The following is a 22,788-nucleotide window of genomic DNA, read 5'->3' as shown; positions in this document are numbered from 1 at the left end:
AGCATGTCCCGGAAGGGCAACTGCATCGACAACGGCGCGACGGAGCAGGTGTTCGGCCACATCAAGGACGAGTTCTTCCGCGGAAGGACGTGGCCGGACTTCGAGTCCTTCAAGGCGGACCTCGACGACTTCGTGGTCCATTGGAACACGAGGAGGCGCCAGGTTAAACTGAAGGGACTGACCCCGGAGGAGTTCCGGAGACAGTCCCTTGCGGCGTAGTTCTTATTTAAGCCGTCCAAGTTTTGGGGTGCAGTTCAACACGCCCGGCGGGGACTTTTTTCTATGCCGGCCGCCCGACCACCGCAAAGGTGCCTGTACCCTTTGTGATGGTTTTTGGTCGGCTAGCCTTCGAGTTGAGCCACTTTGTAGCGGTAGGCAGCGGCTATGACGTCTTTGCAGCCTTCGCGGCCCAGCTTGGCGCGGTTGACGACGATGTCTTTACCGCTCGTCATCTTCCACTTTCCGGCGCTGTAGCGCTTGTAGAACGCCTCGCGCGCCTTCTGCTGCTGCTTGACCAGCTTGGCGCCCTTCTTTTTATTAAGGCCACGCTTCTTGCGTACGATCTCGACGCGGTCCTCAAAGGGTGCGGTCACCAACACGGCAATGTGGTTGGGGTTGTTACGCAGCAGGTAATCGGACAGACGGCCTTCGATAATGCAGCTCTCGGTCTCGCCCAAGTCCAAAATCACCTGGCTCATCTTTTGGAACAACTTGTCCGAGTACGAGCGCGCGTCGTAGCGGTCGGGCAGGAACGCCATGTTCTCCACAGCCAGACGCTCGTCATAGGCGGCCATCTTATCGAGTGACTCGCCCGCACGCAGCGACGCGCGCACCAGCAGCTCGTTGTCGTACAGAGGAATCCCCAACTCGTTGGCGAGGATGCGTCCGATCTCGTGGCCCTCGGCACCAAAGTCGCGCGCGATGGTAATGACCACAGGATTCTTCTTGTTCTCCAGATCGCTCATCGCGATTCCTTTCTCTGTGTGGCAAAGGGGCTGTCCCTTTGCCACATTCTACGCTGCCACAATACGGCGTTGATATGCTCGAACCAGCAGCGAGATACCAAAGTTGAGCACGAAGTACATCGCAAACACCAGGCCGTAGAGCATAAGAACCTGCGACAGGTCGATCGCGTGGGCCATCACGACGTTTGCCGTGTACATGAGCTCGGCCACGTTAATGCCCGAAAGATACGAGCTGTCCTTAATGACGGTCGTGCACTGGCTAAACAGCGCCGGAATGATCGTCTTAAACGTCTGCGGCAGAATGATGTAGCGCATGGTGGCAAAGAAGCCGAAGCCCTGGCTCTGCGCCGCCTCAAACTGGCCGCGCGGAATCGAGTTGAGGCCGCCGCGCACAATCTCGGCCATAACAGCGCTGGTAAACAGCGTAAAGGCGATGGTCGAAATCACAATGTCCAAACCCTGCACCGTAAAGTAGATAAACAGGATCCACAGCAGGTTCGGCGTACAGCGGAACAGCTCGATATAGGCACTCACCAAAATACGGAACGGACGGGGCGCATAGCTTTTAACGAGCGCCAGCACCGTGCCAAAGATGAGCGAGAAAAAGATCGACAGCGCCGAGATCTCGATCGTCTTAACAAAGCCGCCCCAAATGTAGAGCAGGTTGGTCGCGTTGAAGATTTCCATGCGCTAGGCCTCCTCTACGTTGTCGAGCCCCAGCCCGGCCAGGCTCACACCGCGCGGACGCTCCTTGGAGCGGCGCTCGAGCCACTGCACCAGCATGGCGAGCGGAAAGCAGATGATGAAGTACATAAGGCAGCAGACGATGTATCCCTGCAGGTAACCGTACAGACTCACAAAGTTGTCGGAACGGTACATAAGGTCGCCGCCGGCCACGAGCGCCAGCACCGACGTGTTCTTGACCAGGTTGAGCGCCTGGTTACACAGCGGCGGCAAAATGATCTTGAATGTCTGGGGCAGCACGATGTACCAGTACGCCTGCGCACGGGTGAAGCCCTGGCTCTGGGCCGCCTCCATCTGACCGCGCGGAACCGCCTCGATACCGGTGCGGATGACCTCCGAAATGTAGGCCGCGTGATACAGGCCCACGCCCAAGAAGCCCAGCACGAACGGCGCGATGCGCACCGGCTGGTCGACACCGGTTATGGCCTGCAAAAACTGCGGACCGGCCATGTACATAAAGAGTACCTGCACGGGCAACGGGGTGTTCTGGTAGAACTCCACGTACACGCGGCTTATGGCACGAAGCACACGCGAACGGGTGGTAGAGAACACGCCCAGCAGCGTGCCCAGCACCAGCGACAGCAGCAGACCGGCAACGACCACCTGCAGCGTCACGCCAAAGCCCTCCCAGAAGGGCCCCATGTTTTGAAATGTCGTCGACCAACGGTCGGCGTCAAACAATCCTTCGAGCATTTGATTCCTTCCTTGGACGATGCGCCTATACAAGACCCCAGGTCTTGACCTCTTGGTCGAGCCAGCCATCGGCCAGTCGATCGCAAATCACCTGATCGACCACGGCCGAAAGGTCGCAGCCCTTCTTGGTCGCCACGCCGTAGCCCTGCTCGCCAAACTTGACCTCGGGCTGCAACAGTTCAACGGTCTCGTTCATGTAACCGGCCAGCGTGGAGCGGTCCATGGCAAAGACGTCGATATTGCCGGCGTCGAGCGAACTCTTGATGATGGGGTAGCCGCTAAAGGCCCTAAACTCGGGCTTGCAGCTAAAGCCGTTGTCCTTGATCATCTGCTCGATCAGGCCCTGCGTGGTAGCGCCCTGGCTCACGCCAATGACCTTGCCGTCCAAGTCCTCAATCGAGGTAAAACCCGAACGCTTCTTGACCATGAGTCCCACGTAGTCGGTGCGGTACGGCGTCGAGAAATCCCAGCTCTTCTTGCGCTCGTCGGTGATGGTGTAGGTCGCCGCGACCACATCAAGCTGGCCGTTATCGATCAGCGGGCCGCGCGTCTTGGGCGTTACGTCGGTAAACTCGACAAGCTCCTGGGCACGGGCCTCCTTGTAGCTCACGCCAAAGACGGCAGCGGCGATCTGGTAGCACAAATCGACTTCCATGCCCTCAAAGCGACCCTTGGCGGTGTCGTAATAGCCATAGCCGGGAACGTCTTTCTTGACGCCGGCATTCAGATGGCCGCGCGACTTGATGGCCGCAAGCTTGGACCCCTTGTCGGAACCCTCGCCGCTGGTGGAGTTATCGCAACCGGTAAGCGCGGTTCCCGTCAGCGCGAGCATGCCGACGCCCGCCAGCTGCAAAAAGCGGCGGCGCGACACGGCCGCCCTCGTCATATCCGTCATGTCCATCACCGCACCTAGTGCAGAATCTTGGACAGGAACTCGCGACAGCGCGGGTTCTCGGGGTTATCGAAGAAGTGCTCGGGCGTGCCCTCCTCCAGAATGCGGCCGTCCTCCATAAAGATGACGCGGTCGGCCACCTGGCGCGCAAAGCCCATCTCGTGCGTCACGCAGATCATGGTGATGTCCTCCTGCGCGAGCTCAATCATAACGTCCAGAACCTCCTGGACCATCTCGGGGTCGAGCGCCGAGGTCGGCTCGTCAAACAGGATGATGGGCTGCTTGGTGCACAGGGCACGGGCGATGGCGATGCGCTGCTGCTGACCGCCCGAGAGATTCTGCGGATACTCGCCGGCCTTATGCGCCATGCCGACGCGCTTGAGCGCGGCGATGGCGATCTCGGTCGCCTCCTCCTTGCTCTTCTTTTGTAGCTTGATGGGCGCGAGCGTCAGGTTGCCCAGCACCGTCATGTTGGGATACAGGTTGAACTGCTGAAACACCATGGAACTATACTTGCGAGCCATCTCCAGGTGATTCTTTTTGGTAAGCGGCGTACCGTCGATGATGACCTCGCCCGACGTGGGCTCCTCCAGATAATCGACGCAACGGATGAGCGTCGACTTACCCGAGCCGGAAGGCCCGATCATTACGAGCTTCTCGCCGCGCTTGACGGTGAGGTTGATATCTTTGAGCACATGCAGGTCGCCAAAGTACTTGTTGAGATGCTTGATCTCGATCATGTCTGCCATGAATGTCCCTTCCCTGCGTTTACACGAGTTGAACTATTGTACGGAAAGAACCACGTTTCCGCAGCCCACACTACATCCCCGTAAAGAACCCGCAATCTTCCACCCACTCATTAGGCACTCATTGGGGACAGACTTAAATGAGTGCCCACAACCGCCCTTGTTGAGCATAAGTCAGCGAAAACCCGTACACGCGAGCAAGGTGACGTGAAATGAAAGGGCGCAGACCTTATGGTCGCGCCCTTGAAATTGAACGTCAGATTGCCGCGTGTACGGGTTTGCAGCGCCGAGCCGTTACGCGGTTTGGTAAAACCGCGTAACAAATTACGCCAATTTCGCGCCGACGATCTTTGCTGCTGCCGGCTTATCGAAGTTGCCGCCGGTGGCCTTGCCGAGCGCGCCCATGACCTGGCCCATCTGCTTCTTGGACGTGGCGCCCAGCTCGGCGATAACCTGCTCGATCAGGGCCTCGAGCTCCTCGCCCGAAACCTGCGCGGGCAGCAGACTCTCCAGAATCTTGACCTGCTCGGTCAGGTTGTCGGTACGCTCCTGGTCGGTGCCGGCCTTGATGGACATCTCCAGCGTCTCGCTCGTCTGCTTAATCAGACGCTTGATCATGCTGTTGACGTCTTCCTCGGTCACATCACGACGCTCGTTGACCTCGATGTTCTTCACTTCGGCCTTAACCTGGCGAATGATGGACAGGCGAACCTTGTCCTTAGCCTTCATGGCCGCGATCATTTCCTTCTGCAGCTCTTCGTTGGTCATCTGCAAATCCTCCTCAATAGTGCGGGCGGCACTCGCACGAGCGCCGCCCCATGATTACTTAGTCGTCGACGAATCGTCGGTCGAACTCTTGGTGACGCCCTTCAGGCTGACGTTGTACGGCACGTCCTTGGGCATGGGGTTAACAGTGATGTCGGCGTCCTTCTTGTACTGCTCCAGCCATTCGCTGTACGCGGTGCTCTCTGCCTGTGTCTTCACCACGTTGGAGACGTACTTCTTGATGTCCTTGGGCACCTGCTTAATGTCATCGACCTGATTATCGACATGGAAGTAGTCGGTGCACTTGATGATGTGATAGCCATAGGTCGACTCGACGACACCGCTCACATCGCCCTTGTTAAGTCCCTCGAGCGCCGCCTGGTAGCTGTCGACGAAGGTGGTGAGCTTGTCCCAACCCACATCGCCCTTCTTATCCTTGGAGCCGGTATCGTCGGAGTACTGCTCCACGGCGTCCTCAAAGCTCAGCTCGCCGGAGTTAATCTTGTCCAGGCACTCCTGCGCCTTGGCCTTGGCGGCGGCCTTGTCCTCATCGGAAGCGTCAGAATCGACCTTGATCAGGATATTCGACGAACGACGGGCATCGTTGTAGTTGGACAGGTTCTCATTGATGTAATCGACAATCTCGCTGTCCTTGGGCTTGCTGGTGGGTGCCACGGCATCCTTGAGCTTCTGCTGCGCCAGGCTCTCCTTGAGCGAATCCTTGTAGGTGTCCTCGGTGTAGCCGTAGGTCTTAAGCGTCTTCTTAAAGGTCTTGGCGCCGCCCGCGCTCTTGCACGCGTCCTTCCAAGCCTTCTCGACCTCCTTGTCCGACACCGTCACGCCGTTTTCCTTCTGCGCCTGCTGAAGCAGAATCTGCTGCGTGTAGGAGTCGATGAGCTGTTTGCGGTACTTCTTGGGCGTGAGGTCATTGTCGACCAGGTACTGTGCCCAGTCCTTGTCCTTGGTGTAGCCATAGGACGTGCGCATGCTCATAATCTGCTTGGTCACGGTGTCCTCGGTGAGGTTGGTGCCGTTGATGGTAGCGGCGACACCACCGGTGAGCTTATAGCCCGAGCTGGTGCTTTCGGTCTGCGACATCAGGCCGGAGCACGCCATGGCAGAGACGGAGAGCAGCATCGCCAGCACGCCGATGACAACCAGGACAATCTTGACGGTCTTGGACACATAGGTCTTGCGCTGCTTCTTGCGAGAGCTGGAGGCGGCGCGGGACCGTTGCTCGGGCGTCGGCGCGACCTCGGGGTTCTTTTTCTTGTTTGCCATGTTTGGCCTTTCGCATCACGAATCGAACAAACGCCATTGTGTCACAACGCAGCCCCCGCGGCACACCTGGTGCATGGGGGACAGGTTAATCTGCACCATTTTGGTGCAAAGGGGACAGATCTGGCAGCCGGCAGTTAGGGACAGTCCCCAAGTGCCGGCAGAAAAGGAACGTCCCCAAGTGCCACCCTAAAAGTGGCGGCGGATGGCGTCGACCATGCCCTGGGGCGTGGTCTGGCCGAGCACGTCGGCTGCAGCGTCGGCATCCATAAAGATATTCATGAGTGCCTGAAGTGCCTCGACCTGGCCGCCCGGCTCGGCAATGCCCAGATTGATGACGATCTGCGCCGGCACCGGGGCGCCCATGCCCGCCATCGCGTTGAACGTCACAGGTGCGGCGGGCTTTACCACCGCGATATAGGGCTTGGCCACAAATCCCGGATCGGTATGCGGAATGGCGATGTTTGCCGCCGGCATAGCGAGACCCGTGGGATAGGCGTCCTCGCGCGTGCGGACGGCGTTGAGCCAGCCCTCGGCAATGTAGCCGCGCGGGGCGAGCTCGCCCTCGAGCCGTGCAAACACCTCATCCGGCGTCGCACACTCCCAATCAAAAAACACCAGCTCAGGCGTAAACAGAGCTTCGTTATCCGCCATGCGCTCACCTCTCTCACCTAGTCATCGGGGACGTTCTTGAATGACTAGTCGCTAACGAACGTCGCAGGTGACTACCTAAAACAAAAGGTGGCCACGCGCGCCTTGGCGCCAATGACCACCCTGACTACTCGGCTAAATTGTACTGTGCGCCGCTAGCCGCGAGGCGCGTCAATTGCGACCTTACCGCTCTCCAGCACGTGAATGCGACCGTCAGCGAGCATCTGCACGACCTCGGGATACAACACATGCTCGATCGCGTGAATGTGTTCCTCTAGCGTGTCGACGTCCCAGCCCTCCTCAACAGCCAGCGCACGCTGGGCGATGATGGGGCCGTTGTCGTAGATCTCGTTGGCAAAGTGCACGGTCACGCCGGTCACCTTGACACCGCGAGCAAACGCATCGTCAATCGCATGGGCTCCGGTAAAACTCGGCAGCAGCGCCGGATGCAGGTTGACCACGCGATTGGGGAACGCCGCCAGCAGCGGCGTGTGCACCATGCGCATATAGCCGGCCATGACCACATATTCGCAGCCGCGCTCGAGCAGCTCATGCGCGATGATCTCGTCAGCCGCGATGGGGTCGGCATAGATATCCTTGGACAGCGTGAGCGTCTGGATGCCCGCACGCTCGGCGCGCTGCAAGCCCTTGGCCGAAGGACGGCTCGACACCACAAGCTCAATCGAGGCGTTGAGCTTGCCGACGGCGATCAGGTCGATCAGCGCCTGCAGGTTGGTACCCGAACCGCTGATAAGCACGCCGATCTTGAGCGGCTCGGCCGTATCGGTGCCGGTCGGACGGGTGTAGGGCACAAAACCCAGACCCTCGGCAGCAGCCATCTGCTCGTTAGCGCTCATCGGAGTACACGACCTCACCGGAACCCTCGACGCACTCGCCCACGCGGAACGGCTTCTCGCCCAGCGCGACCAGAGCCTCGGTCACGGCAGCCTCGTCCTCGGGGGCGACGATCAGGCACAGGCCGACGCCCATGTTGAAGGTCTTGCATGCCTCGTTGGGCGCGAGCTCGGCCTGACGCGACACGTAGGTGATGACGGGCGGAACATCCCAGCCCATCTCGGCGCCGTTGCGGGTGACCACGGCGTCGACGTCGTCGGCGAGCGCGCGGTTGAGGTTCTCGGTAATACCGCCGCCGGTGATGTGGGCGATGGCGTGCACGTTGGCGCCGCCGCGCAGCAGCTCCAGAATCGGCTTGACGTAGATGCGCGTGGGGGCCAGCAGAGCGTCGGCCAGCGAAGCACCGCCGAGCTCCTCGAGCGGACGGCTTAGCTCCTCGGCCTTAGCGGCGGCCTCGGGCGTACCCGGCTTGATACCGTCAACACCGATGACCTTGCGCACGAGTGAGTATCCGTTGGAGTGCACGCCGGTGGAAGGCAGGCCCAGGATCACATCGCCGGGGCGAACGTTCGCGGGGTCAAGCATCTTGGGACGGTCGACGACGCCCACGGTAAAGCCAGCGAGGTCGTAATCGGCCGGAGCCATGACGCCCGGGTGCTCGGCCATCTCGCCGCCCACGAGCGCGCAGCCCGCGAGCTTGCAGCCGTCGGCCACACCCTTGATGATCTTTGCCATGTGCTCGGCCTCAATGTGACCGATGGCAACGTAATCCAGGAAGAACAGCGGCTCGGCGCCCGAAGCCAAAATGTCATTGACGCACATGGCGACCAGGTCCTGGCCCACCGTCTCGTGACGGTCCATGATCTGGGCGAGCACGAGCTTGGTGCCCACGCCGTCGGTGCCGCTGATCAGGATCGGGTCTTCCATATCCTTAAGCGCGGCGGCCGAGAACAGGCCGCCAAAGCCACCGATGCCGCCGATAACCTCGGGGCGGTTGGTGTCCTTGACCATCTGCTTAATAGCGTCGACGGCGCGGCCGCCCTCGGCGGTGTCGACGCCGGCGTCCTCGTACGTCACATGCTTGCTGTCGCTCATCTGAGCCTTCCTCTCCCATTACCGTGGCGCCGCGCGGGCGCCAAACGGTGCTCATAGTTGCGTTCATTTCGGCGCGCGTCATAACAGCGCGCGCCGTCATATCAACAAAACAGCAGATAAAACCTGCCAAAATAAACCTGTCCCTAAATGGCAGGTTTTAGGCCTCGCCGTGCTCCTCTTCCCAGCTGCGGTCATCGTATTTCTCGACCACGGCGTCGTCGTCAAAGTGCAGCGGCTTGTCCAGGTTGCGGGGCTTAAAGCCCTCCATGAACTTGTCGCGGCCAAAGCTCTCGGGAATCGCCACGGGATAGCGGCCGGTAAAGCACGCGTCGCAGTAGCCGCCCTTGGGCATGACCTTCAGCAGGCCCTCGACCGAAAGGAAGGCCAGCGAATCGGCGCCGATATACTCACAAATCTCGTCGACGGTCTTGTTGGCACTGATGAGCTGCGATTGCACGTCGGTATCGATACCGTAGAAGCACGGCCAGATGACCTCGGGCGAGTTGATGCGGATATGAATCTCCTTGGCGCCGGCGTTGCGCAGCATCTTGACGAGCTGCACCATGGTGGTGCCGCGGACGATGGAATCGTCGATGACGACCAGGCGCTTGCCCTCGATGTTGTCGCGCAGCGGGTTGAGTTTCATACGCACGCCCATGGCGCGCAACTCCTGCGTAGGCTCGATAAACGTACGGCCCACATAGCGGTTCTTGATAAGGCCCTCGCCAAAGGGAATGCCGCTCTCATGCGAATACCCCTCCGCGGGCGGCAGGCCGGAGTCGGGCACGCCGATGACCAGGTCGGCCTCGACGGGCTCCTCGTGCGCCAGCTGACGACCCATGTCGTAGCGGCAGGCGTAGACGCTCTTGCCGTTCATGATGGAATCGGGGCGAGCGAAGTAGACCTGCTCAAAGATGCAGTTAGCAGGCTCTTCGGCAGCAGGCACACCCTGCTCGGACACCAGCCCCTCAGCGCTGATGCGCAAAATCTCACCGGGACGGACGTCGCGGACGTACTCGGCGCCCACAATGTCGAGCGCACAAGTCTCGGAGGCGACGACCCAGCCGCCGGCGCGGGTGACATGGGTGGTGGCGCCAACCGTCGCGGCGCCGTCCTGCGACGGCAGCTGCGAAACGGATGCGGCGTCGGCTTGGTCCAGTCCCTCATCCACCAGCTTGCCCAACACGAGCGGGCGAATGCCGTGCGGATCGCGGAAGGCGTAGAGTGCCTGCTCATTGATGAGCGTCATGGCGTAGCCGCCGCGCACGAGCTCCATGGTCTTGCGAATGCCCTCGCGCAGATGGCCCGTACGCTGGGTAAAGTAGCCGATGAGCTTGGTCGCGACCTCGGAATCCGAGTTGGAGAGAAACGGCACGCCCAGCTCGATCAGCTGGCGGCGCAGCTCGTCGGTGTTGACGAGGGTGCCGTTGTGCGCGAGCGCAATAATGACGCTATTGATGGTAGAGAGGTGCGGCTGAGAGGCTTCCCAGCTCTTGGCGCCGGCGGTGCCGTAGCGCACATGACCCACGGCCAGCTGACCGGAGAGCGTCGACAAGTCGGCGTTGGAGAACACGCGGTCGAGCAGGCCCAGATCCTTGCGGACCATAACCGTACCGCCGTCACCCACGGCGATTCCCGCCGATTCTTGGCCACGGTGCTGCAGTGCACGCAGGCCAAAGTACGTCAGTCGAGCCACGTCGCGTTCGGGCGCCCAGACACCAAAAACGCCGCATTCCTCATGCAGCTGGTCGGAGTCCGGATCATACGTCGACATGGCGTTCACCTGTCCCGCGGCACGCTCGGCCGCGCGGATGGTTTCTTGAGACATGGCATCCCCTCAGAGCCTCGTATTTTGGCGTTACCCGCCTTATTATACGCACGGCGCGACGCGCTCCCCAGCGCATGAGCAGCGCTTTTTAAAAGCCCACTGAGCTAATAATCCGTTTTGCGGCCAAACATTTTATCGGTCCGTCCAGTGCAAGCGCCCGCGCCCCAGATGGCCGCCGCGTCCACCGTTGGGGATTACAAAGTTGCAATTGGGACGTTCGTCCTGTCTTTTGGCAGGTCGGCGGCGTATCCTTATAACCTACAACAAAGCGAGAAAGGTTCTGTATGGATCGAAACGAACTCGACCCCAGCGTCCCCAGCGCCACGGAGGTCAAGAAGATCCCGCTCATCATTAAGGTGTACGCCGTCCTGTGCATCCTGTCCGGCGTGGGAACGCTCCCGTCAGTCGGCGCCTTTATGTGGCAGGTCATCACCGCGCTCATCAACGGCAACGCCGCCGCCAAGCTCGGCGACAACACACTCGTCGCGGTCGGCCTTATCGTCGCCGGCATCATGCTCTCTGCGGCAAGTGCCGTCATCCTAATCATCTTTGGCCTGGACCTTATCAAGAACCAGCGTCGTAACGCCGCGCGCCTGTCCTATATCCTTATCGCGTTTACCGTCGTCGAGCTTTTGGTCGACGTGATGCTCCAGGGCATCGGGCCCTTCTTGCTTCGTCCCGCTATTCAGCTCGGTATCCTCATCGCGCTTTCGGCCACCGTCGACCCCACACTGCGCCAGGAGCGCGAACTGCAGCGCCGCCTGCAGGAGATGCTCGACCGCGACGCCGCCGCCGAGGGCATGCTCGGCCGCGATGAAACCGGCGAGGGCTACATCAAGCTCAACTACTTCAACCTGTTCTGGGTATTCTTCGTCTGCTGCGTGCTCGGCCTGATCGCCGAGGACATCTGGCACATGACGGTCGACGACCCGGGCGTCTACCAGAACCGCGCCGGCATGCTGTTTGGTCCCTTCAGCCCCATCTATGGCTTTGGCGCCGTACTCATGACCATGGTGCTCAACCGCTTCTATAAAAAGAACCCCATCATCATTTTCCTGGTAAGCGCTGTGCTCGGCGCGAGCTTCGAGGTGTTCGTGGGCTGGTTTATGCAGACCTCATTTGGCGTGGTCTCATGGAGCTACTCGCACATGAAGCTGTTTGGCATGCCCGACCCACTCGCCGTCCTTACGGGCGGACGCACCTGCACGGGCTTTGCCTGCCTGTGGGGCCTGGGCGGCCTTATCTGGATCAAGCTACTGCTGCCGAGGCTGCTCAAGCTCATCAACATGATTCCGTGGAAGAGTCGCTACTCGGCTACCGTCATCTTTACCGTCATTATGCTGGTCGACGGCGTCATGACGCTGCAGTCGCTCGACTACTGGTACCAGCGCGTCAACGGCACGGAGCCGGATATTCCCGTCGCGCAGTTCTACGGCAAGTATTTCGATAACGACTACATGGAGAACCGCTTCCAGAGCATGACCATGAGTCCCAAGGATGCGACGCGCGTGTAGCGCTCACCGCGCCCAAAACGCAAAATGCCCGCCGGTATCACACGTACCGGTGGGCATTTTTATAAACGATCCTTCTATCGACGCAATCCTCTATGCCTCGCGCTCGACCTCACTCACGCATTCGTTCTTGATGGTGCCAACGAGCGCCTGCAGCGCATCGACCACGTGCGGGCGAATGTCCCCGCCGATAAGCACGAGCATGATGTCGTCACCTACGGCAAGCTCGCCGCTTGCCAGCCACACGCGCACATAGCCGATACCCGGCATCGCGCGCGTGGCCTCGATAGCAGACCGTACCTTTTCGGCGTCGTAGTCAAAGACCATGCCGCCCACCCTGTGGCCTGGTGCCACGCCATCGGTCTCGACTCCGCGCACCTCGGCCTTGGGCGTCGCACGCACCACACCGTTATGCGTCAGATACATCCCGCAGCCTGCCGCCGAAGCATCGGCCTTGGCCTCACACAGCCAAGCATCAATCGAAGGCATCAATTTGCCACTCTCGAGCATCATTTCTCCCTTACCGTCGTCGAGTAGCTAATTTGGGACGGGGCTTTTTAGCTACTCTCGAACAACTTATTCCTCGACCGGCGTGAGCACCATGACGGCGCGTGTGTTGCTCAGCGACAGCGAACGACAGGTCACAAGCGTTACAACCTTAGTTGCCGAAGCGGCACGATCGGTAGCATCACTCGCCACGGCAGAAGCGCCGTCGAGCATCTCGGACAGGTAGTTCTTGAGTCCGTCGTCGCCCTCAAAATTGGTCGTGCGCGCCTTGGCATACGTGTCCTCGACCACCTTGGTCGCCAGCGGACGCAGCTTATACGTCGCATCGCGCGTGATGTAGTACACAAACTCGATGCTATCGAACGTCGCCTGATCAGTGGTGTCCGAAATCACGTTGAACATCGATCCGTCGTTCATATGGTGACCGTAGATCGTGGTCTGCTGGTCGACCATTCCCGGCGCGGTGTCATCGCTATCCAGGAAAATGGCACCGGACGCGTTAGCCGTTCCGTCGAACAGCGTGTTGAGGTATTTGGAGTTGTTGTTGGTCTGCACCACGGGATAGTTGATGTTGGTTCCCGGCACGTAAATCCAACCCACAATCTCGGGGTTCGTCTGAGCAAGCGCATCAAAGTCGATAATCGGCACGCCGCTGGCGTCCTTATCGCTTACATATTGCTTCTCGATTTTCTGATACGAATCGCTCGCCTGCTTATAGCCAATCTGGGCATTAATAAAAATAGCGGCGGCGGCGACAATCAGACCGATACCGATGATGATGAGCAGAATGGGAATAATGGAGCGGCGCTTTTTGCGCGGCGGCTCGGTGCAATCCGACGGCGCGGCATGCGATGAAGACCGGGGCGGTTTCTTAGCGGTGCTATAAGACGAAGGACGATATGCGGCCGGCGCGTCCTGTCGACGATGCGTCGCCGGCGTCACGGGACGCGACGCGCGCTGCTGCTGAGGAGAGGATGTCCGACCCTGCTGTGCCGCACGGGCAGCACCCGGCTTCGACGGATCGGGAATCTGAGAAGCCTTGAATCGTTTTCCCTGATAGTCGGACATGGCTCTCCTTATACTGCGGCGAAACGGCGGAACGTCTAGGCGTCAGCCATCTCCTGCTTCATCTTCTCGATAACCTTACGGTACTCGGGGTCGCAGGCGCCCAGAATCTGCGTGGCGTAAATGGCAGCGTTCTTGGCACCGTTGATGGCCACACAGGCAACGGGCACGCCCGAAGGCATCTGCACCATCGACAGCAGCGAGTCCATACCACCCAGATCGCTCGTCTTCATAGGCACGCCGATGACCGGCAGCGGCGTAAACGCAGCCACGACACCGCCCAGGTGAGCAGCCTTGCCGGCGGCAGCGATAATCACCTTGATGCCGCGGTCGGCAGCAGTCGAGGCCCACTCATGGACCTTCGCCGGCGTGCGGTGCGCGCTTGCAATCACGAGCTCATAGGGCACGCCCAGCGCCTCGAGCTCGGCGGTGCAACCTTCCATAACGCCCAGATCGGACTTGGAGCCCATGATGATCCCGACAACCGGCTTCTGATCTGCCATAAACAAAGACCTCCTGTTGAGAGCGGTGACGCGGCGAATCCGCGACCCTTAACTACTGAGAGTAGTATAGCTGCTCCCGTCCCTGCGGTCTGCGTGGTGCTTTGCGGGCGGGACAGGCTTTATCTTCACTCCGGTTGCTTTGCAAAGTCGTTCAGATAAAGCCTGTCCCGCCCGCAAAGCACCCCTCGACCTACCGGGGATTGCTATGACGTACGTTGGCTGATTTGGGTTGGAATGAAAGGTTTGCGGAGGGTTGTGGACAGTTAGTTCAGATACGTATTTTTTGGCCGTGCTTCTTGGCGCTAATAGAGTGGTTTGAAGTCACTTTGAGCCCCATGACAACCTTTCTCCCCCTTATATGAGCGTCTCCACCGGTTCAGAAAGTCAAATTCAGCCCAATCGGGCTCAGGTCGGCCTTTACACACCCTCTGAAAAATACGTATCTGAACTAACTGTCCAGCGACATTCTCGATCAACAGCAAAAGGCCTCCTGGCGAATGAAAATTCGCTAGGAGGCCCCTTACAAAACGTGGGCTCCTTCGTTCGAATGAACGAAGGAGCCCATACTCTTTTTTTAGGACAGGAGGCCGCGAGTCGGGCCACCAGCCGCCAATCAATCGCACTCGCCAAGCGAGCGGCGCAGCGTGCGCACAGCGCCAAGCAAATTGGCATCGTTGCCGTTCTGTGCTGGCTTGATGCAGGGCCTCGGTATGATGGGAAGAACGTGAGCCTGATCCATCATGCGCTCAAATGCCTCAAACAGCTCGGGACGGGCGCTGATTCCGCCGCCGACCACGATGACCTCAGGGTCGATGACCGACTGCAGCCCCATCAGCATGTTGTCGAAGACCAACGCGTATGCATCCAGACCGCGACGAGCGTCCTCATCCCCCTCTTCAATCCAAGAGAAAATCCGATATCCGTCGATATCATCGGTCGGATCAATCCCCTTCGCCGCACACACCTGGCCTCGGAGCGCCCGCCAGCTGGTGACATCACCGTACACCGACCCAAAGGTCACGGGCTTGCGCACATCGTTGCTCACAAAGCACACGGTGCCGGCGAGATTGTGCGCGCCTCGCAAGATGTGACCGTCAACAACGATGGCACCGCCGAGACCCGTACCGATCACCACCATCAACCCCAGGGAGACCCCCTTCAGCGCGCCGACGGCATATTCTCCCAGTGCCGCGCACATCGCATCGTTCTCGATGGTTACGGGAAGCCCCGTGCTCTCGCGCAAGATGCGACCGAGCGGATATCCGTCCAAACAGTGAAGGGCGCCGCCTCCCCCAACCACGCCATCGGAATCGCCTTCGGAAAAGACTCCGGGCATACTTATTCCCACACCCCTCACCCGGGCGCGATGGGGCTCGATCACCGAGCGGAACGTTTCGATAACCTGGTCGGCGGGCGAGGTGCATGTTGGGATACTTCCGTGCTCCTCAATGTGGTAGTCGGCGTTCACCACCGCCCATTTCACCTGAGTGCCGCCCGCATCTATACCGAAATAGCAGTCCATAATCTTATCCCCTGTCCCATAGGGTTAGTCCAGGTCCTCGCCGTTGCTCTCGATGACCTTCTTGTACCAATAGAAGCTGTCCTTGCGGCTGCGCGCGAGCGTGCCCTTGCCCTCGTCGTCGCGGTCGACGTAGACGAAGCCGTAGCGCTTGCGCATCTCGCCCGTGCCGGCGCTGACCAGGTCGATGCAGCCCCACATGGTGTAGCCCATGAGGTCCACGCCGTCGAGTTCCACGGCATCCTCCATGCTCTGGATGTTCTTGCGCAGGTAGTCGATGCGGTAGCCGTCATGGATGGAGCCGTCGGCCTTCACCTCGTCGCTCCAGCCGATACCGTTCTCCACGATCCAAAGCGGCTTGTGATAGCGGTCGTAGAGCTCGTTCAAGGCGATGCGCAGGCAGTACGGATCGGTCGCCCAGCCCCAGGCGTTGGTCTCGAGGTAGGGGTTTTTCACCATGCCGAAAGCGAGATTGCCGGACGCGACCTCGAGCTCCTTCTGGCGCAACGATACCGTCGAGCCTCCGTAGCACGAGAACGACAGGAAATCTGCCGGATAGGTTGCGAGAAGCTCGAGGTCGTTCTCGCCCATTTCCAGCTTGATGCCCGCGCGCTCCATCTCCCTCAAGCGATAGGCGGGATAGTGGCCGCCCACCTGCACGTCGGCATACCACAGCGCGTCACGCTCGCGTTCCATGGCGAGCAGATGATCGGCGGGGTCGGCGGAATAGGAGTAGATGGGGTTGTACGCGAGCATCTGACCCACCATGATCTTAGGGGAGATTTGGTGCGCCGACCGAACCGTAAGGGCAGACGCCACGAACTGGTTGTGCGCCGCCTGGGCCTTCGCATGGGGGCTCCCATCCGTAAGCCCGCCCGCCATGAAGCTCCCCATGCTCATCATGTTGATCTCGTTGAAGGTGAGCCAGTACTTCACCTTGCCCTGATAGTGCTTCATGACGCAGGTGGCGTAGCGCACGAACAGGTCGATGAGCTCGCGGCTCTTCCAACCGCCGTACTTGTTCACGAGCGCGAGCGGGGTCTCGTAGTGCGAGAGCGTCACGAGCGGTTCGATGCCGTACTTAGCGCACTCGTCAAACACGGCGTCGTAGAACGCTAGACCCTCGGTGTTGGGCTCAGCCTCCTCGCCCGTGGGGAAGATGCGCGCCCAGTTCATGGACAGGCGGAAGCACTTGAAGCCCATCTCGCCCATGAGGGCGATGTCCTCGGCGTAGTGGTGGTAGAAGTCGGTGGCCGTGTGGCTGGGATAGTAGTAGCCATCAACCACCGCCACCTCCAGCCCTTCAGGAAGTCCCTCCTCGCAAACCGCATACACGGGAAGCGCGCCGGTTTCCCCTGTCGCGGTATTACGCCACGTTATCTGCCGTGACACCGTATGGCTACCGCTGGTCATGGCGTCCGAGGTGTTCGGTCCTTTGCCGCCCTCTTCCCAGCCGCCCTCATACTGGTTGGCGGCGGTGGCGCCACCCCACAGGAAACCTTCCGGAAATGCCATTGGGTACCTCCTCGATCGTGAAAACATCTTCATGAAACGGGAAGACGGGCTGCATGGCAGTCCCGGCTTCCCGTCAGATAATCAGTTAGGTGCTTGCACCCATGCGTTGATAGACCGTGATGAAGCGCTCGGCAAGGATACGGAAGCCCTCAGCGCTCATGAGCTGATCCTCCGCATGCAGCAAGATGATGCGAAACGGCAGCTCCTCGCCGCTGGCCTCTTGCTGAAGCAGTTTCATGTGAGCGTCGTGGCCTGCGTTGAACACCACGTTGCCCTCGTCGATAAGTTTCCGGGCGGCCTCAAAATCACCATTCTCGGCACAGGTTATCGCTTCGAGGTAGCAGCTGCGCGCGCTCCCCACCTGAGCGACGATAGAGAAGCACGTCATTTCAAACTGATCGATCGCTTCTTGTTTGATCTCTGACATGGCTATGCCCCCAGCAACTTTCGAGCCTGTTTGAGCACGGCCTCGCCGTTCATTGTCCCATACGCTGTCATATCAATCGGCTCCACCGGACAGTTCACTTGATTCTTCACCTTGTTGAGTTCAAAGCGAACCTGCGGTCCCAGCAGGATAACGTCGCTATCCGCATATTCCGCCGCTTGGTTGACAGGGTGCGCCTCGATGGTGCACACGAAACCGTCTTTTTCAGCCGCCTGTTGCATGCGCTGTACCAGCATGCTCGTCGAAGCGCCCGCGGCGCACATAAGTACGATATGTTTCATCCTACGCTCCCAACCTCATGGAAAATGATGGTGTGAATATGAAAATCCCTATGCGGCCGATTCCTCGAGAGCGGCCTGCTCCTCTCGCAACGCCTGGCGATCAGCCATAAGGGTGAAGGGGGTATACATGAGCACCGACACCGCCAAAACCGCAACCGAGATCACCAGGCACCCGATGCCGCCCTGCATGAATGCGATGACCGGCTGGGGAAGCACCCAGGGAAGCTGAATCGTGGGATTGAACGCAGCCCCAAGACCGAGGGCGTAAAGCGCCTGGACCACGATGGCGCAGACCGGGATGTTCAGCACGAACGGGATGAAGTACGTGGGATTCAGCACGACCGGCAGACCGAACATGAGCGGCTCGGAGATATTGAAAAGCGACGGAACAAGCGCGATGCCGCGAATCGCCTTGAAGCGCTCGGACTTGGTGAAGAGCAGCGAGATGCTGATGCCCAGGGCGTTAGCCTGGCCACCGATGGCGGTGCCGAGCGCGACGACGGCCCAAGCGCCATAGGGCAGTGCCTCGCCCGCGATGATGGCCTCGGTGTTAGCAGCGCTGCAAGCCATGATTACCGGAGCGTAGAAGTTGAGCATCACGTTGGGGTGGACACCGAAGAACCAGAAGATCGACTGCAGCGAGCACACGATGATATAGGCCAAAGGAGAGGCACCGACCATCGTGACCGGCGTGCCGATCAAGGTGTTGATCATATCGAACAGGTTGCCCCACGGGGTGAAAGAAAGACCCCACTTGGCGAACCACACCGCAGTGAATAGCACGATGGCGGCAAACATCGGCGACAGCGAGTCTGCAACCATGGGCGGAACCATATCGGGGAGCTTGATTTCAAGCTTGCTCATCAAAATGGCTGTCACCTTCGGCACGATCAGGCCAAGCAGAATGGCGACGAAGATGCCGTTCGATCCCATGTACGACGTGTTGATGAAACTCGCCATGGGAATATCCTCGAACGATTGCTGCGGCATGAATGCCAAAAACACCGCGCCGCTCACGATGCCACCGGTATAACCGCTAAGGCCGCACACCTTACCCCACCTCAAACCGATGAAGAAGGAGATGTATATACCCATCATGTTCATGGTAACGGTGAGGATGGAGTTGCCGGTCGCCATGAGACCGCTCGAAACCACCCAATCGGAGAACCCCGGAATGGGGAAGTTGATGAGAATCGCGATAACCGAGACGCCAAGGGTCATGGGCAGCGTGCACATCATGCCGCCCATGAGGGCGTCGAGCATCTTGCTGTCAGCAACCTTGCTTGCCACAGGTGCGATTGTCTTATCCATTATGTTTTGGATCTTGTCGAATACCGCCATGTTTCAGCTCCAATCTTTGCAGTGAACTCTATCGATGCCCGTGTGCGGCATCTTCCCCTCTAGATAGCGCATCCACCTCTCTTCAAAATCACAACGACGTGCTTCAGGCAGTACGCCATTCAGCGTGAATTGGCGAGATTGCCCCAGCGGACGCTTACGTCAGGTCCGCGTACGTCACGAGCCCCACGTCCTGCTCTGCAAGCCATGCGGCGACATCAGGGTCGACAAGCATCGCGGCTTCCCGGATGCGGGCCTCGAGCATGGTCGAGTTATCTCGCAAGTACGCGTCGATATAACCTGGGTGAAACACCATGAGACGGCATATCCCTTCCGGTGTCGTTTCAAGCGCCTCTCGAAGCGCCGCAAAGGGATCCGCTTCATATGACGAGAAATCCTTGGGAACATAGGAAAGCACCGGCGTCGAGCGAAAGGTGACTGGCTCGCCCGGAGCACCCATCGCGAAATAGGGCAGGTCGTGACGCTCGGCAACGATCTCAAGGCCGCGGAAGAACATGGGGCTTGCGACCGCATGTCCCTCGAAGTAATCGGGCTCACGCCCGACGAGCTCAAGGAATCGCCGATACTGCGCCTCGATTTCGATAATGACCTCGTCAAGCACCACGAAGTCCTCCCCAGCCCGCGCGGCGGCGCGATATGCTGAGCTCCGCTTGAAATTGCCATCATCGTCAACGATGCTCGAGATGAGCGAGGAATCGCTGAGGGGCCTACCCGTGCAGATATTGGTGTGCTGACCCAAGCAGAGATCCTTGATTTGCAGGCGCGCCAAACCGCTTTCTGCAAGCGGCATGTTGGTCATGACGCCCACCGAGCGAATGAGCCCCGCTTGGACCGCGGCCGCTATCCCGCAATTAACACCGTCGCTGTAACCTAAATCGTCTGCGCGCAGCAATAACCGCTTCATCTGATCCTCCTCAACCGATATCTCGTCGAGCGGCAAAGCAACGAAGCGATGCCCTGTGTAGAGCCGATGCCGTATTCCGGCGGGGCGGCAAGCTTCGTCGTCTCTTCTTGCATTAAGTATGACGCCGGCTATATCCAAAATCGGTTACATGCTGTGCCACAAGGTTGCGAGATGGCTACGCGAGTTTCATAACGTGAAACTCCGCAGGAATACCGGCATGTTTGAGCTATAGTTTGGTCAAATGAGGCCCTCTTATTCGGGCCACTGAGCATAAAGGGGACAGCCATCATGGAAAAATCCATCTCGATGGGATCGGTTGCCGAACGGTTGCTTGACTACATCGACACCGCAATGCAGCACGACACCAACTACGAGATAGCGACCACGCTGGTGAAAAACTACAGCAAGCTGAGCGAGCTCTCGATTGGAGAAATCGCCGACATGTGCTTCGTCTCGAAGGCTTCAGTGTCGCGATTCTGCCGGTTTATGGGTTTCGCTGATTTCAAGGACCTGCGCAACCAGCTTGAACATGACGTCCTCAAAACCGGGTTGTTTCCACATGCCTTTGTAGAACAGCTGTCAAACGACACGGAAGGCGCTCTGGCATCCTACCGGGAGGCGATCCTGCTCAATATCGAAACGACCATCTCGGCGGCAAACATCGCGAAACTGCCCGCCATTGTCGATGATTTGCACGACAGCGGGCATGTCGCGTTCTTCTCCCACCACTTCCTCTGGGACGTGGGCCGCTACTTCCAAAGCAGGCTCACCATCATGAACCGCCCCATCGAGCTTTACCTCGATTATTCATCGCAGCTCGCCTGCGCGCAATCGCTCACCAAATCCAGCCTCGCCATCATTTGCAGCATAGGGGGAACATACCCCATTCGTTATCCAGAAATCGTCAACGCACTCGCCGCCTCCGGCTGTCGTCTTCTCGCCATCACACAAAACACCTCAAGCGCCTACTGGAACCATGCCTCCTGCATACTGAGCTGCGGAGTGACCAACAACATCGACACGGGCAAGTTCGGTGCGCTTGCCGCCATCGACTTGATAGTCATGGAATACCTGAGGCGTTATGGAGCCGATTCCGGTACTGGCGAGTAATCTCGTCGGACCACCGATGCTCAGCAGGGCAAGCCGTTTTCTCTAATCACGTCCTGATACCAGAAGAAGCTGTCCTTCCTGAAACGAGCGCATTGCTTCGCATCGGTTTCCGTGCGATCGACATACAGAAGGCCGTAGCGCTTAGTGAACCCCTGATGACTTGAGCATAGATCCATGAGGCTCCAAACGCAGTAGCCGAAGACGGGATAGCCTTCGCGAATGAGCTCCTCGACCTCGCCCAAATGTCGTGAAAGGTATTCGATGCGCACGGCATCATGCACCCTGTTCTCCTCGTCAAGTGACTCGGAAAGCGCCATGCCGTTCTCCGTGACGATCATCGGAAGCTGGTAGCGATCGTAGAGCTTGCGCATGCCCACGCGAAGCCCAAGGGGGTCGATGCCGTTCGACATCCACTCGGTCGGCGCGATCGCAGGGTTATCGCAGAGTTCGAAATCCCCGCCCGACCACGGAGGGAACCGGTCGAAGCGGATGGGCTCCGTGCGCTCATGCGCACAATTGCTGAAATAGTAGTTCACCCCAAGAAAATCGGGCCTCGTCGCGACCAGGATGTCGTGGTCCCCGCACTCAACAACAGGGTAGAAACCTTCGCGCTCCAGGTAATAGCGCGCATAAGGCGAGATGTCGCCGCGCACACTCAGGTCGAGCAGGTAGTTCTGCATCATCTCCTCGGCGTTCATGGCCGCAAGCACATCCGCCGAAGCGCTCGTCCGCGGGTTGACCACCTGCATGGCGACAACGGGGCCGATCTGCGCATCGGGGTCGATCTGTCGCAGGCACGCGATGGCGCGATGCTCGGCAAGAGCGACATGATAGCTCATCTGGTAGGCGTTCTTCTGCCGTTGGCGCGGATCGGTTTCGGTGTCACCCGTGTTGCTGGGCGCGGAGGTCGCAATTAGCTGTTCATTCACGGTAACCCAGCGCTTGACGCGCCCCTTGAAGTGCGTGAAGCAGATTTCGGCATAGCGCACATAGAAGTCGATCATCTTACGGCTCTTCCAGCCGCCGAAGGCCTCGACCAACGCACTCGGACATTCGAAGTGATACAGGGTGACCAAGGGCTCGATCCCTCGCTCCAGCAGGTAGTCAATCAGCTGGTCATAAAACGCCAAGCCCTCAGGATTGGGATCCCCCGAGGCATCGGGCATGATGCGGCTCCAAGCGAAACCCATCCGGTAGACCTTGATGCCGAGCTCGGCCATGAGGTCGACATCCTCACGCCAGTGATGATAGTGGTCCGAGGCGATCTTGTTATCGGCGATGCCGGGACGCCCCGGGCCGCGATCGGTGGTTGCCGGACCTTTGCCTCCTTCATCATACCCACCCTCAACCTGAAAAGCGCTGGTGGAAGCACCCCAGAGGAAACCTTCGGGAAACCGGTGCTGAGTCATGAGTTCAACCTCTCGTCACGGATGTCACTTCTTGCAACTCCCGTTATAACGGATGTACGAACCAAAGCCTGTTACTCATTCCCGGGCAATGTTTCACGATTTGAAAACGGCCGTGCCATCATGCACCGCAAACTCTAAAGAACATGCC

24 protein-coding genes are annotated in these 22,788 nt (G+C 59.2%); 3 read left to right on the top strand and 21 right to left on the bottom strand.

Features of this window, described 5'->3' with window-relative positions; translation table 11 throughout:
* Positions 1-219 (top strand): IS3 family transposase (locus GT571_RS05560; protein ID WP_161155956.1); only part of this gene is annotated, 219 nt, incomplete at its 5' end.
* Positions 220-341: 122 nt separating this feature from the next.
* Here the strand turns inward: GT571_RS05560 and GT571_RS05555 are convergent.
* From GT571_RS05555 to GT571_RS05505, 11 genes are all read right to left on the bottom strand, one after another.
* Positions 342-965, bottom strand: coding sequence for a cytidylate kinase-like family protein (locus GT571_RS05555; protein WP_089572632.1), 624 nt, complete (start codon positions 963-965; stop codon positions 342-344).
* Between the two features lie 48 nt (positions 966-1,013).
* Positions 1,014-1,652: an amino acid ABC transporter permease gene (locus GT571_RS05550; protein WP_055285379.1), complete on the bottom strand. Its 639-nt coding sequence runs from the start codon at positions 1,650-1,652 to the stop codon at positions 1,014-1,016.
* Between the two features lie 3 nt (positions 1,653-1,655).
* The gene (locus tag GT571_RS05545; RefSeq protein WP_161155954.1) at positions 1,656-2,402 is read right to left on the bottom strand and encodes an amino acid ABC transporter permease; all 747 of its coding nucleotides are present in this window, start codon (positions 2,400-2,402) and stop codon (positions 1,656-1,658) included.
* Between the two features lie 25 nt (positions 2,403-2,427).
* Positions 2,428-3,303, bottom strand: a complete 876-nt coding sequence (locus GT571_RS05540) for a transporter substrate-binding domain-containing protein (RefSeq protein WP_161155952.1) — start codon at positions 3,301-3,303, stop codon at positions 2,428-2,430.
* 8 nt (positions 3,304-3,311) lie between these two features.
* Positions 3,312-4,043 (bottom strand): amino acid ABC transporter ATP-binding protein, encoded by a 732-nt coding sequence (locus tag GT571_RS05535; protein ID WP_055251548.1) that lies wholly within the window; start codon positions 4,041-4,043, stop codon positions 3,312-3,314.
* A gap of 321 nt (positions 4,044-4,364) precedes the next feature.
* The gene (locus tag GT571_RS05530) at positions 4,365-4,808 is read right to left on the bottom strand and encodes a GatB/YqeY domain-containing protein (protein WP_006235801.1); all 444 of its coding nucleotides are present in this window, start codon (positions 4,806-4,808) and stop codon (positions 4,365-4,367) included.
* Between the two features lie 54 nt (positions 4,809-4,862).
* On the bottom strand, positions 4,863-6,086 hold the full coding sequence (locus tag GT571_RS05525) for a peptidylprolyl isomerase (protein WP_161155950.1): 1,224 nt from the start codon (positions 6,084-6,086) through the stop codon (positions 4,863-4,865).
* 186 nt (positions 6,087-6,272) lie between these two features.
* A complete protein-coding gene (locus GT571_RS05520; protein ID WP_117773660.1) occupies positions 6,273-6,737 on the bottom strand; it encodes a PTS sugar transporter subunit IIA in 465 nt (154 codons plus the stop codon).
* Positions 6,738-6,889: 152 nt separating this feature from the next.
* Complete coding sequence (purN, locus tag GT571_RS05515; RefSeq protein WP_161155948.1) at positions 6,890-7,591, bottom strand: phosphoribosylglycinamide formyltransferase; 702 nt, start codon at positions 7,589-7,591, stop codon at positions 6,890-6,892.
* Positions 7,581-8,684, bottom strand: a complete 1,104-nt coding sequence (gene purM / locus GT571_RS05510; protein WP_117584048.1) for a phosphoribosylformylglycinamidine cyclo-ligase — start codon at positions 8,682-8,684, stop codon at positions 7,581-7,583. Before purM ends, purN begins: the two co-directional genes overlap by 11 nt.
* Before the next feature lie 157 nt (positions 8,685-8,841).
* Positions 8,842-10,512 (bottom strand): amidophosphoribosyltransferase, encoded by a 1,671-nt coding sequence (locus GT571_RS05505; RefSeq protein WP_161155947.1) that lies wholly within the window; start codon positions 10,510-10,512, stop codon positions 8,842-8,844.
* A 284-nt stretch (positions 10,513-10,796) separates the two neighbouring features.
* Between GT571_RS05505 and GT571_RS05500 the strand changes: the two genes are divergently transcribed.
* Positions 10,797-12,026 (top strand): putative ABC transporter permease, encoded by a 1,230-nt coding sequence (locus GT571_RS05500; RefSeq protein WP_089572612.1) that lies wholly within the window; start codon positions 10,797-10,799, stop codon positions 12,024-12,026.
* A 90-nt stretch (positions 12,027-12,116) separates the two neighbouring features.
* Here the strand turns inward: GT571_RS05500 and GT571_RS05495 are convergent, their stop codons facing one another.
* The 9 genes from GT571_RS05495 to GT571_RS05455 form a co-directional block, all read right to left on the bottom strand.
* Positions 12,117-12,533, bottom strand: coding sequence for a molybdenum cofactor biosynthesis protein MoaE (locus tag GT571_RS05495; RefSeq protein WP_161155967.1), 417 nt, complete (start codon positions 12,531-12,533; stop codon positions 12,117-12,119).
* 66 nt (positions 12,534-12,599) lie between these two features.
* Complete coding sequence (locus GT571_RS05490; RefSeq protein WP_161155945.1) at positions 12,600-13,598, bottom strand: class B sortase; 999 nt, start codon at positions 13,596-13,598, stop codon at positions 12,600-12,602.
* Between the two features lie 35 nt (positions 13,599-13,633).
* On the bottom strand, positions 13,634-14,098 hold the full coding sequence (gene purE, locus GT571_RS05485) for a 5-(carboxyamino)imidazole ribonucleotide mutase (RefSeq protein WP_006235810.1): 465 nt from the start codon (positions 14,096-14,098) through the stop codon (positions 13,634-13,636).
* 613 nt (positions 14,099-14,711) lie between these two features.
* Positions 14,712-15,620, bottom strand: coding sequence for an ROK family protein (locus tag GT571_RS05480; RefSeq protein WP_161155943.1), 909 nt, complete (start codon positions 15,618-15,620; stop codon positions 14,712-14,714).
* 24 nt (positions 15,621-15,644) lie between these two features.
* Positions 15,645-17,132 carry a glycoside hydrolase family 1 protein gene (locus GT571_RS05475; RefSeq protein WP_089572592.1) on the bottom strand — a complete coding sequence of 496 codons (1,488 nt, stop codon included), beginning with the start codon at positions 17,130-17,132 and terminating at the stop codon, positions 15,645-15,647.
* 85 nt (positions 17,133-17,217) lie between these two features.
* Positions 17,218-17,559, bottom strand: coding sequence for a PTS sugar transporter subunit IIA (locus GT571_RS05470; protein ID WP_161155941.1), 342 nt, complete (start codon positions 17,557-17,559; stop codon positions 17,218-17,220).
* Between the two features lie 2 nt (positions 17,560-17,561).
* Positions 17,562-17,858, bottom strand: a complete 297-nt coding sequence (locus GT571_RS05465) for a PTS sugar transporter subunit IIB (protein ID WP_089572594.1) — start codon at positions 17,856-17,858, stop codon at positions 17,562-17,564.
* 48 nt (positions 17,859-17,906) lie between these two features.
* A complete protein-coding gene (locus tag GT571_RS05460) occupies positions 17,907-19,199 on the bottom strand; it encodes a PTS sugar transporter subunit IIC (RefSeq protein ID WP_089572595.1) in 1,293 nt (430 codons plus the stop codon).
* A 154-nt stretch (positions 19,200-19,353) separates the two neighbouring features.
* Positions 19,354-20,121: a ChbG/HpnK family deacetylase gene (locus GT571_RS05455; protein WP_161155937.1), complete on the bottom strand. Its 768-nt coding sequence runs from the start codon at positions 20,119-20,121 to the stop codon at positions 19,354-19,356.
* A 288-nt stretch (positions 20,122-20,409) separates the two neighbouring features.
* On the opposite strand from GT571_RS05455, the gene GT571_RS05450 reads away from it, so the two are divergent.
* A complete protein-coding gene (locus GT571_RS05450; protein WP_161155935.1) occupies positions 20,410-21,231 on the top strand; it encodes a MurR/RpiR family transcriptional regulator in 822 nt (273 codons plus the stop codon).
* 20 nt (positions 21,232-21,251) lie between these two features.
* Here GT571_RS05450 and GT571_RS05445 read toward each other — a convergent pair whose 3' ends face one another.
* On the bottom strand, positions 21,252-22,640 hold the full coding sequence (locus GT571_RS05445) for a glycoside hydrolase family 1 protein (protein WP_161155933.1): 1,389 nt from the start codon (positions 22,638-22,640) through the stop codon (positions 21,252-21,254).
* Between the last annotated feature and the right edge of the window lie 148 nt (positions 22,641-22,788).

The sequence above is a fragment of the Collinsella aerofaciens genome, from assembly GCF_009876115.1.
GTDB classification, from domain to species: Bacteria; Actinomycetota; Coriobacteriia; order Coriobacteriales; family Coriobacteriaceae; genus Collinsella; species Collinsella aerofaciens_N.
This window is presented reverse-complemented; position numbering and strand designations above follow the sequence as displayed.

Bases quoted from the DNA above. Each gene is read 5' to 3' on its own strand.
- GT571_RS05460 (WP_089572595.1), bottom strand. From the start codon at position 19,199: ATGGCGGTATTCGACAAGATCCAAAACATAATGGATAAGACAATCGCA.
- GT571_RS05470 (WP_161155941.1), bottom strand. From the start codon at position 17,559: ATGTCAGAGATCAAACAAGAAGCGATCGATCAGTTTGAAATGACGTGC.
- GT571_RS05555 (WP_089572632.1), bottom strand. From the start codon at position 965: ATGAGCGATCTGGAGAACAAGAAGAATCCTGTGGTCATTACCATCGCG.
- GT571_RS05450 (WP_161155935.1), top strand. From the start codon at position 20,410: ATGGAAAAATCCATCTCGATGGGATCGGTTGCCGAACGGTTGCTTGAC.
- GT571_RS05530 (WP_006235801.1), bottom strand. From the start codon at position 4,808: ATGACCAACGAAGAGCTGCAGAAGGAAATGATCGCGGCCATGAAGGCT.
- GT571_RS05475 (WP_089572592.1), bottom strand. From the start codon at position 17,132: ATGGCATTTCCGGAAGGTTTCCTGTGGGGTGGCGCCACCGCCGCCAAC.
- GT571_RS05535 (WP_055251548.1), bottom strand. From the start codon at position 4,043: ATGGCAGACATGATCGAGATCAAGCATCTCAACAAGTACTTTGGCGAC.
- GT571_RS05540 (WP_161155952.1), bottom strand. From the start codon at position 3,303: ATGGACATGACGGATATGACGAGGGCGGCCGTGTCGCGCCGCCGCTTT.
- GT571_RS05550 (WP_055285379.1), bottom strand. From the start codon at position 1,652: ATGGAAATCTTCAACGCGACCAACCTGCTCTACATTTGGGGCGGCTTT.
- GT571_RS05520 (WP_117773660.1), bottom strand. From the start codon at position 6,737: ATGGCGGATAACGAAGCTCTGTTTACGCCTGAGCTGGTGTTTTTTGAT.
- GT571_RS05500 (WP_089572612.1), top strand. From the start codon at position 10,797: ATGGATCGAAACGAACTCGACCCCAGCGTCCCCAGCGCCACGGAGGTC.
- purN (WP_161155948.1), bottom strand. From the start codon at position 7,591: ATGAGCGCTAACGAGCAGATGGCTGCTGCCGAGGGTCTGGGTTTTGTG.
- GT571_RS05465 (WP_089572594.1), bottom strand. From the start codon at position 17,858: ATGAAACATATCGTACTTATGTGCGCCGCGGGCGCTTCGACGAGCATG.
- GT571_RS05480 (WP_161155943.1), bottom strand. From the start codon at position 15,620: ATGGACTGCTATTTCGGTATAGATGCGGGCGGCACTCAGGTGAAATGG.
- GT571_RS05490 (WP_161155945.1), bottom strand. From the start codon at position 13,598: ATGTCCGACTATCAGGGAAAACGATTCAAGGCTTCTCAGATTCCCGAT.
- purM (WP_117584048.1), bottom strand. From the start codon at position 8,684: ATGAGCGACAGCAAGCATGTGACGTACGAGGACGCCGGCGTCGACACC.
- GT571_RS05495 (WP_161155967.1), bottom strand. From the start codon at position 12,533: ATGCTCGAGAGTGGCAAATTGATGCCTTCGATTGATGCTTGGCTGTGT.
- purE (WP_006235810.1), bottom strand. From the start codon at position 14,098: ATGGCAGATCAGAAGCCGGTTGTCGGGATCATCATGGGCTCCAAGTCC.
- GT571_RS05525 (WP_161155950.1), bottom strand. From the start codon at position 6,086: ATGGCAAACAAGAAAAAGAACCCCGAGGTCGCGCCGACGCCCGAGCAA.
- GT571_RS05545 (WP_161155954.1), bottom strand. From the start codon at position 2,402: ATGCTCGAAGGATTGTTTGACGCCGACCGTTGGTCGACGACATTTCAA.
- GT571_RS05445 (WP_161155933.1), bottom strand. From the start codon at position 22,640: ATGACTCAGCACCGGTTTCCCGAAGGTTTCCTCTGGGGTGCTTCCACC.
- GT571_RS05455 (WP_161155937.1), bottom strand. From the start codon at position 20,121: ATGAAGCGGTTATTGCTGCGCGCAGACGATTTAGGTTACAGCGACGGT.
- GT571_RS05505 (WP_161155947.1), bottom strand. From the start codon at position 10,512: ATGTCTCAAGAAACCATCCGCGCGGCCGAGCGTGCCGCGGGACAGGTG.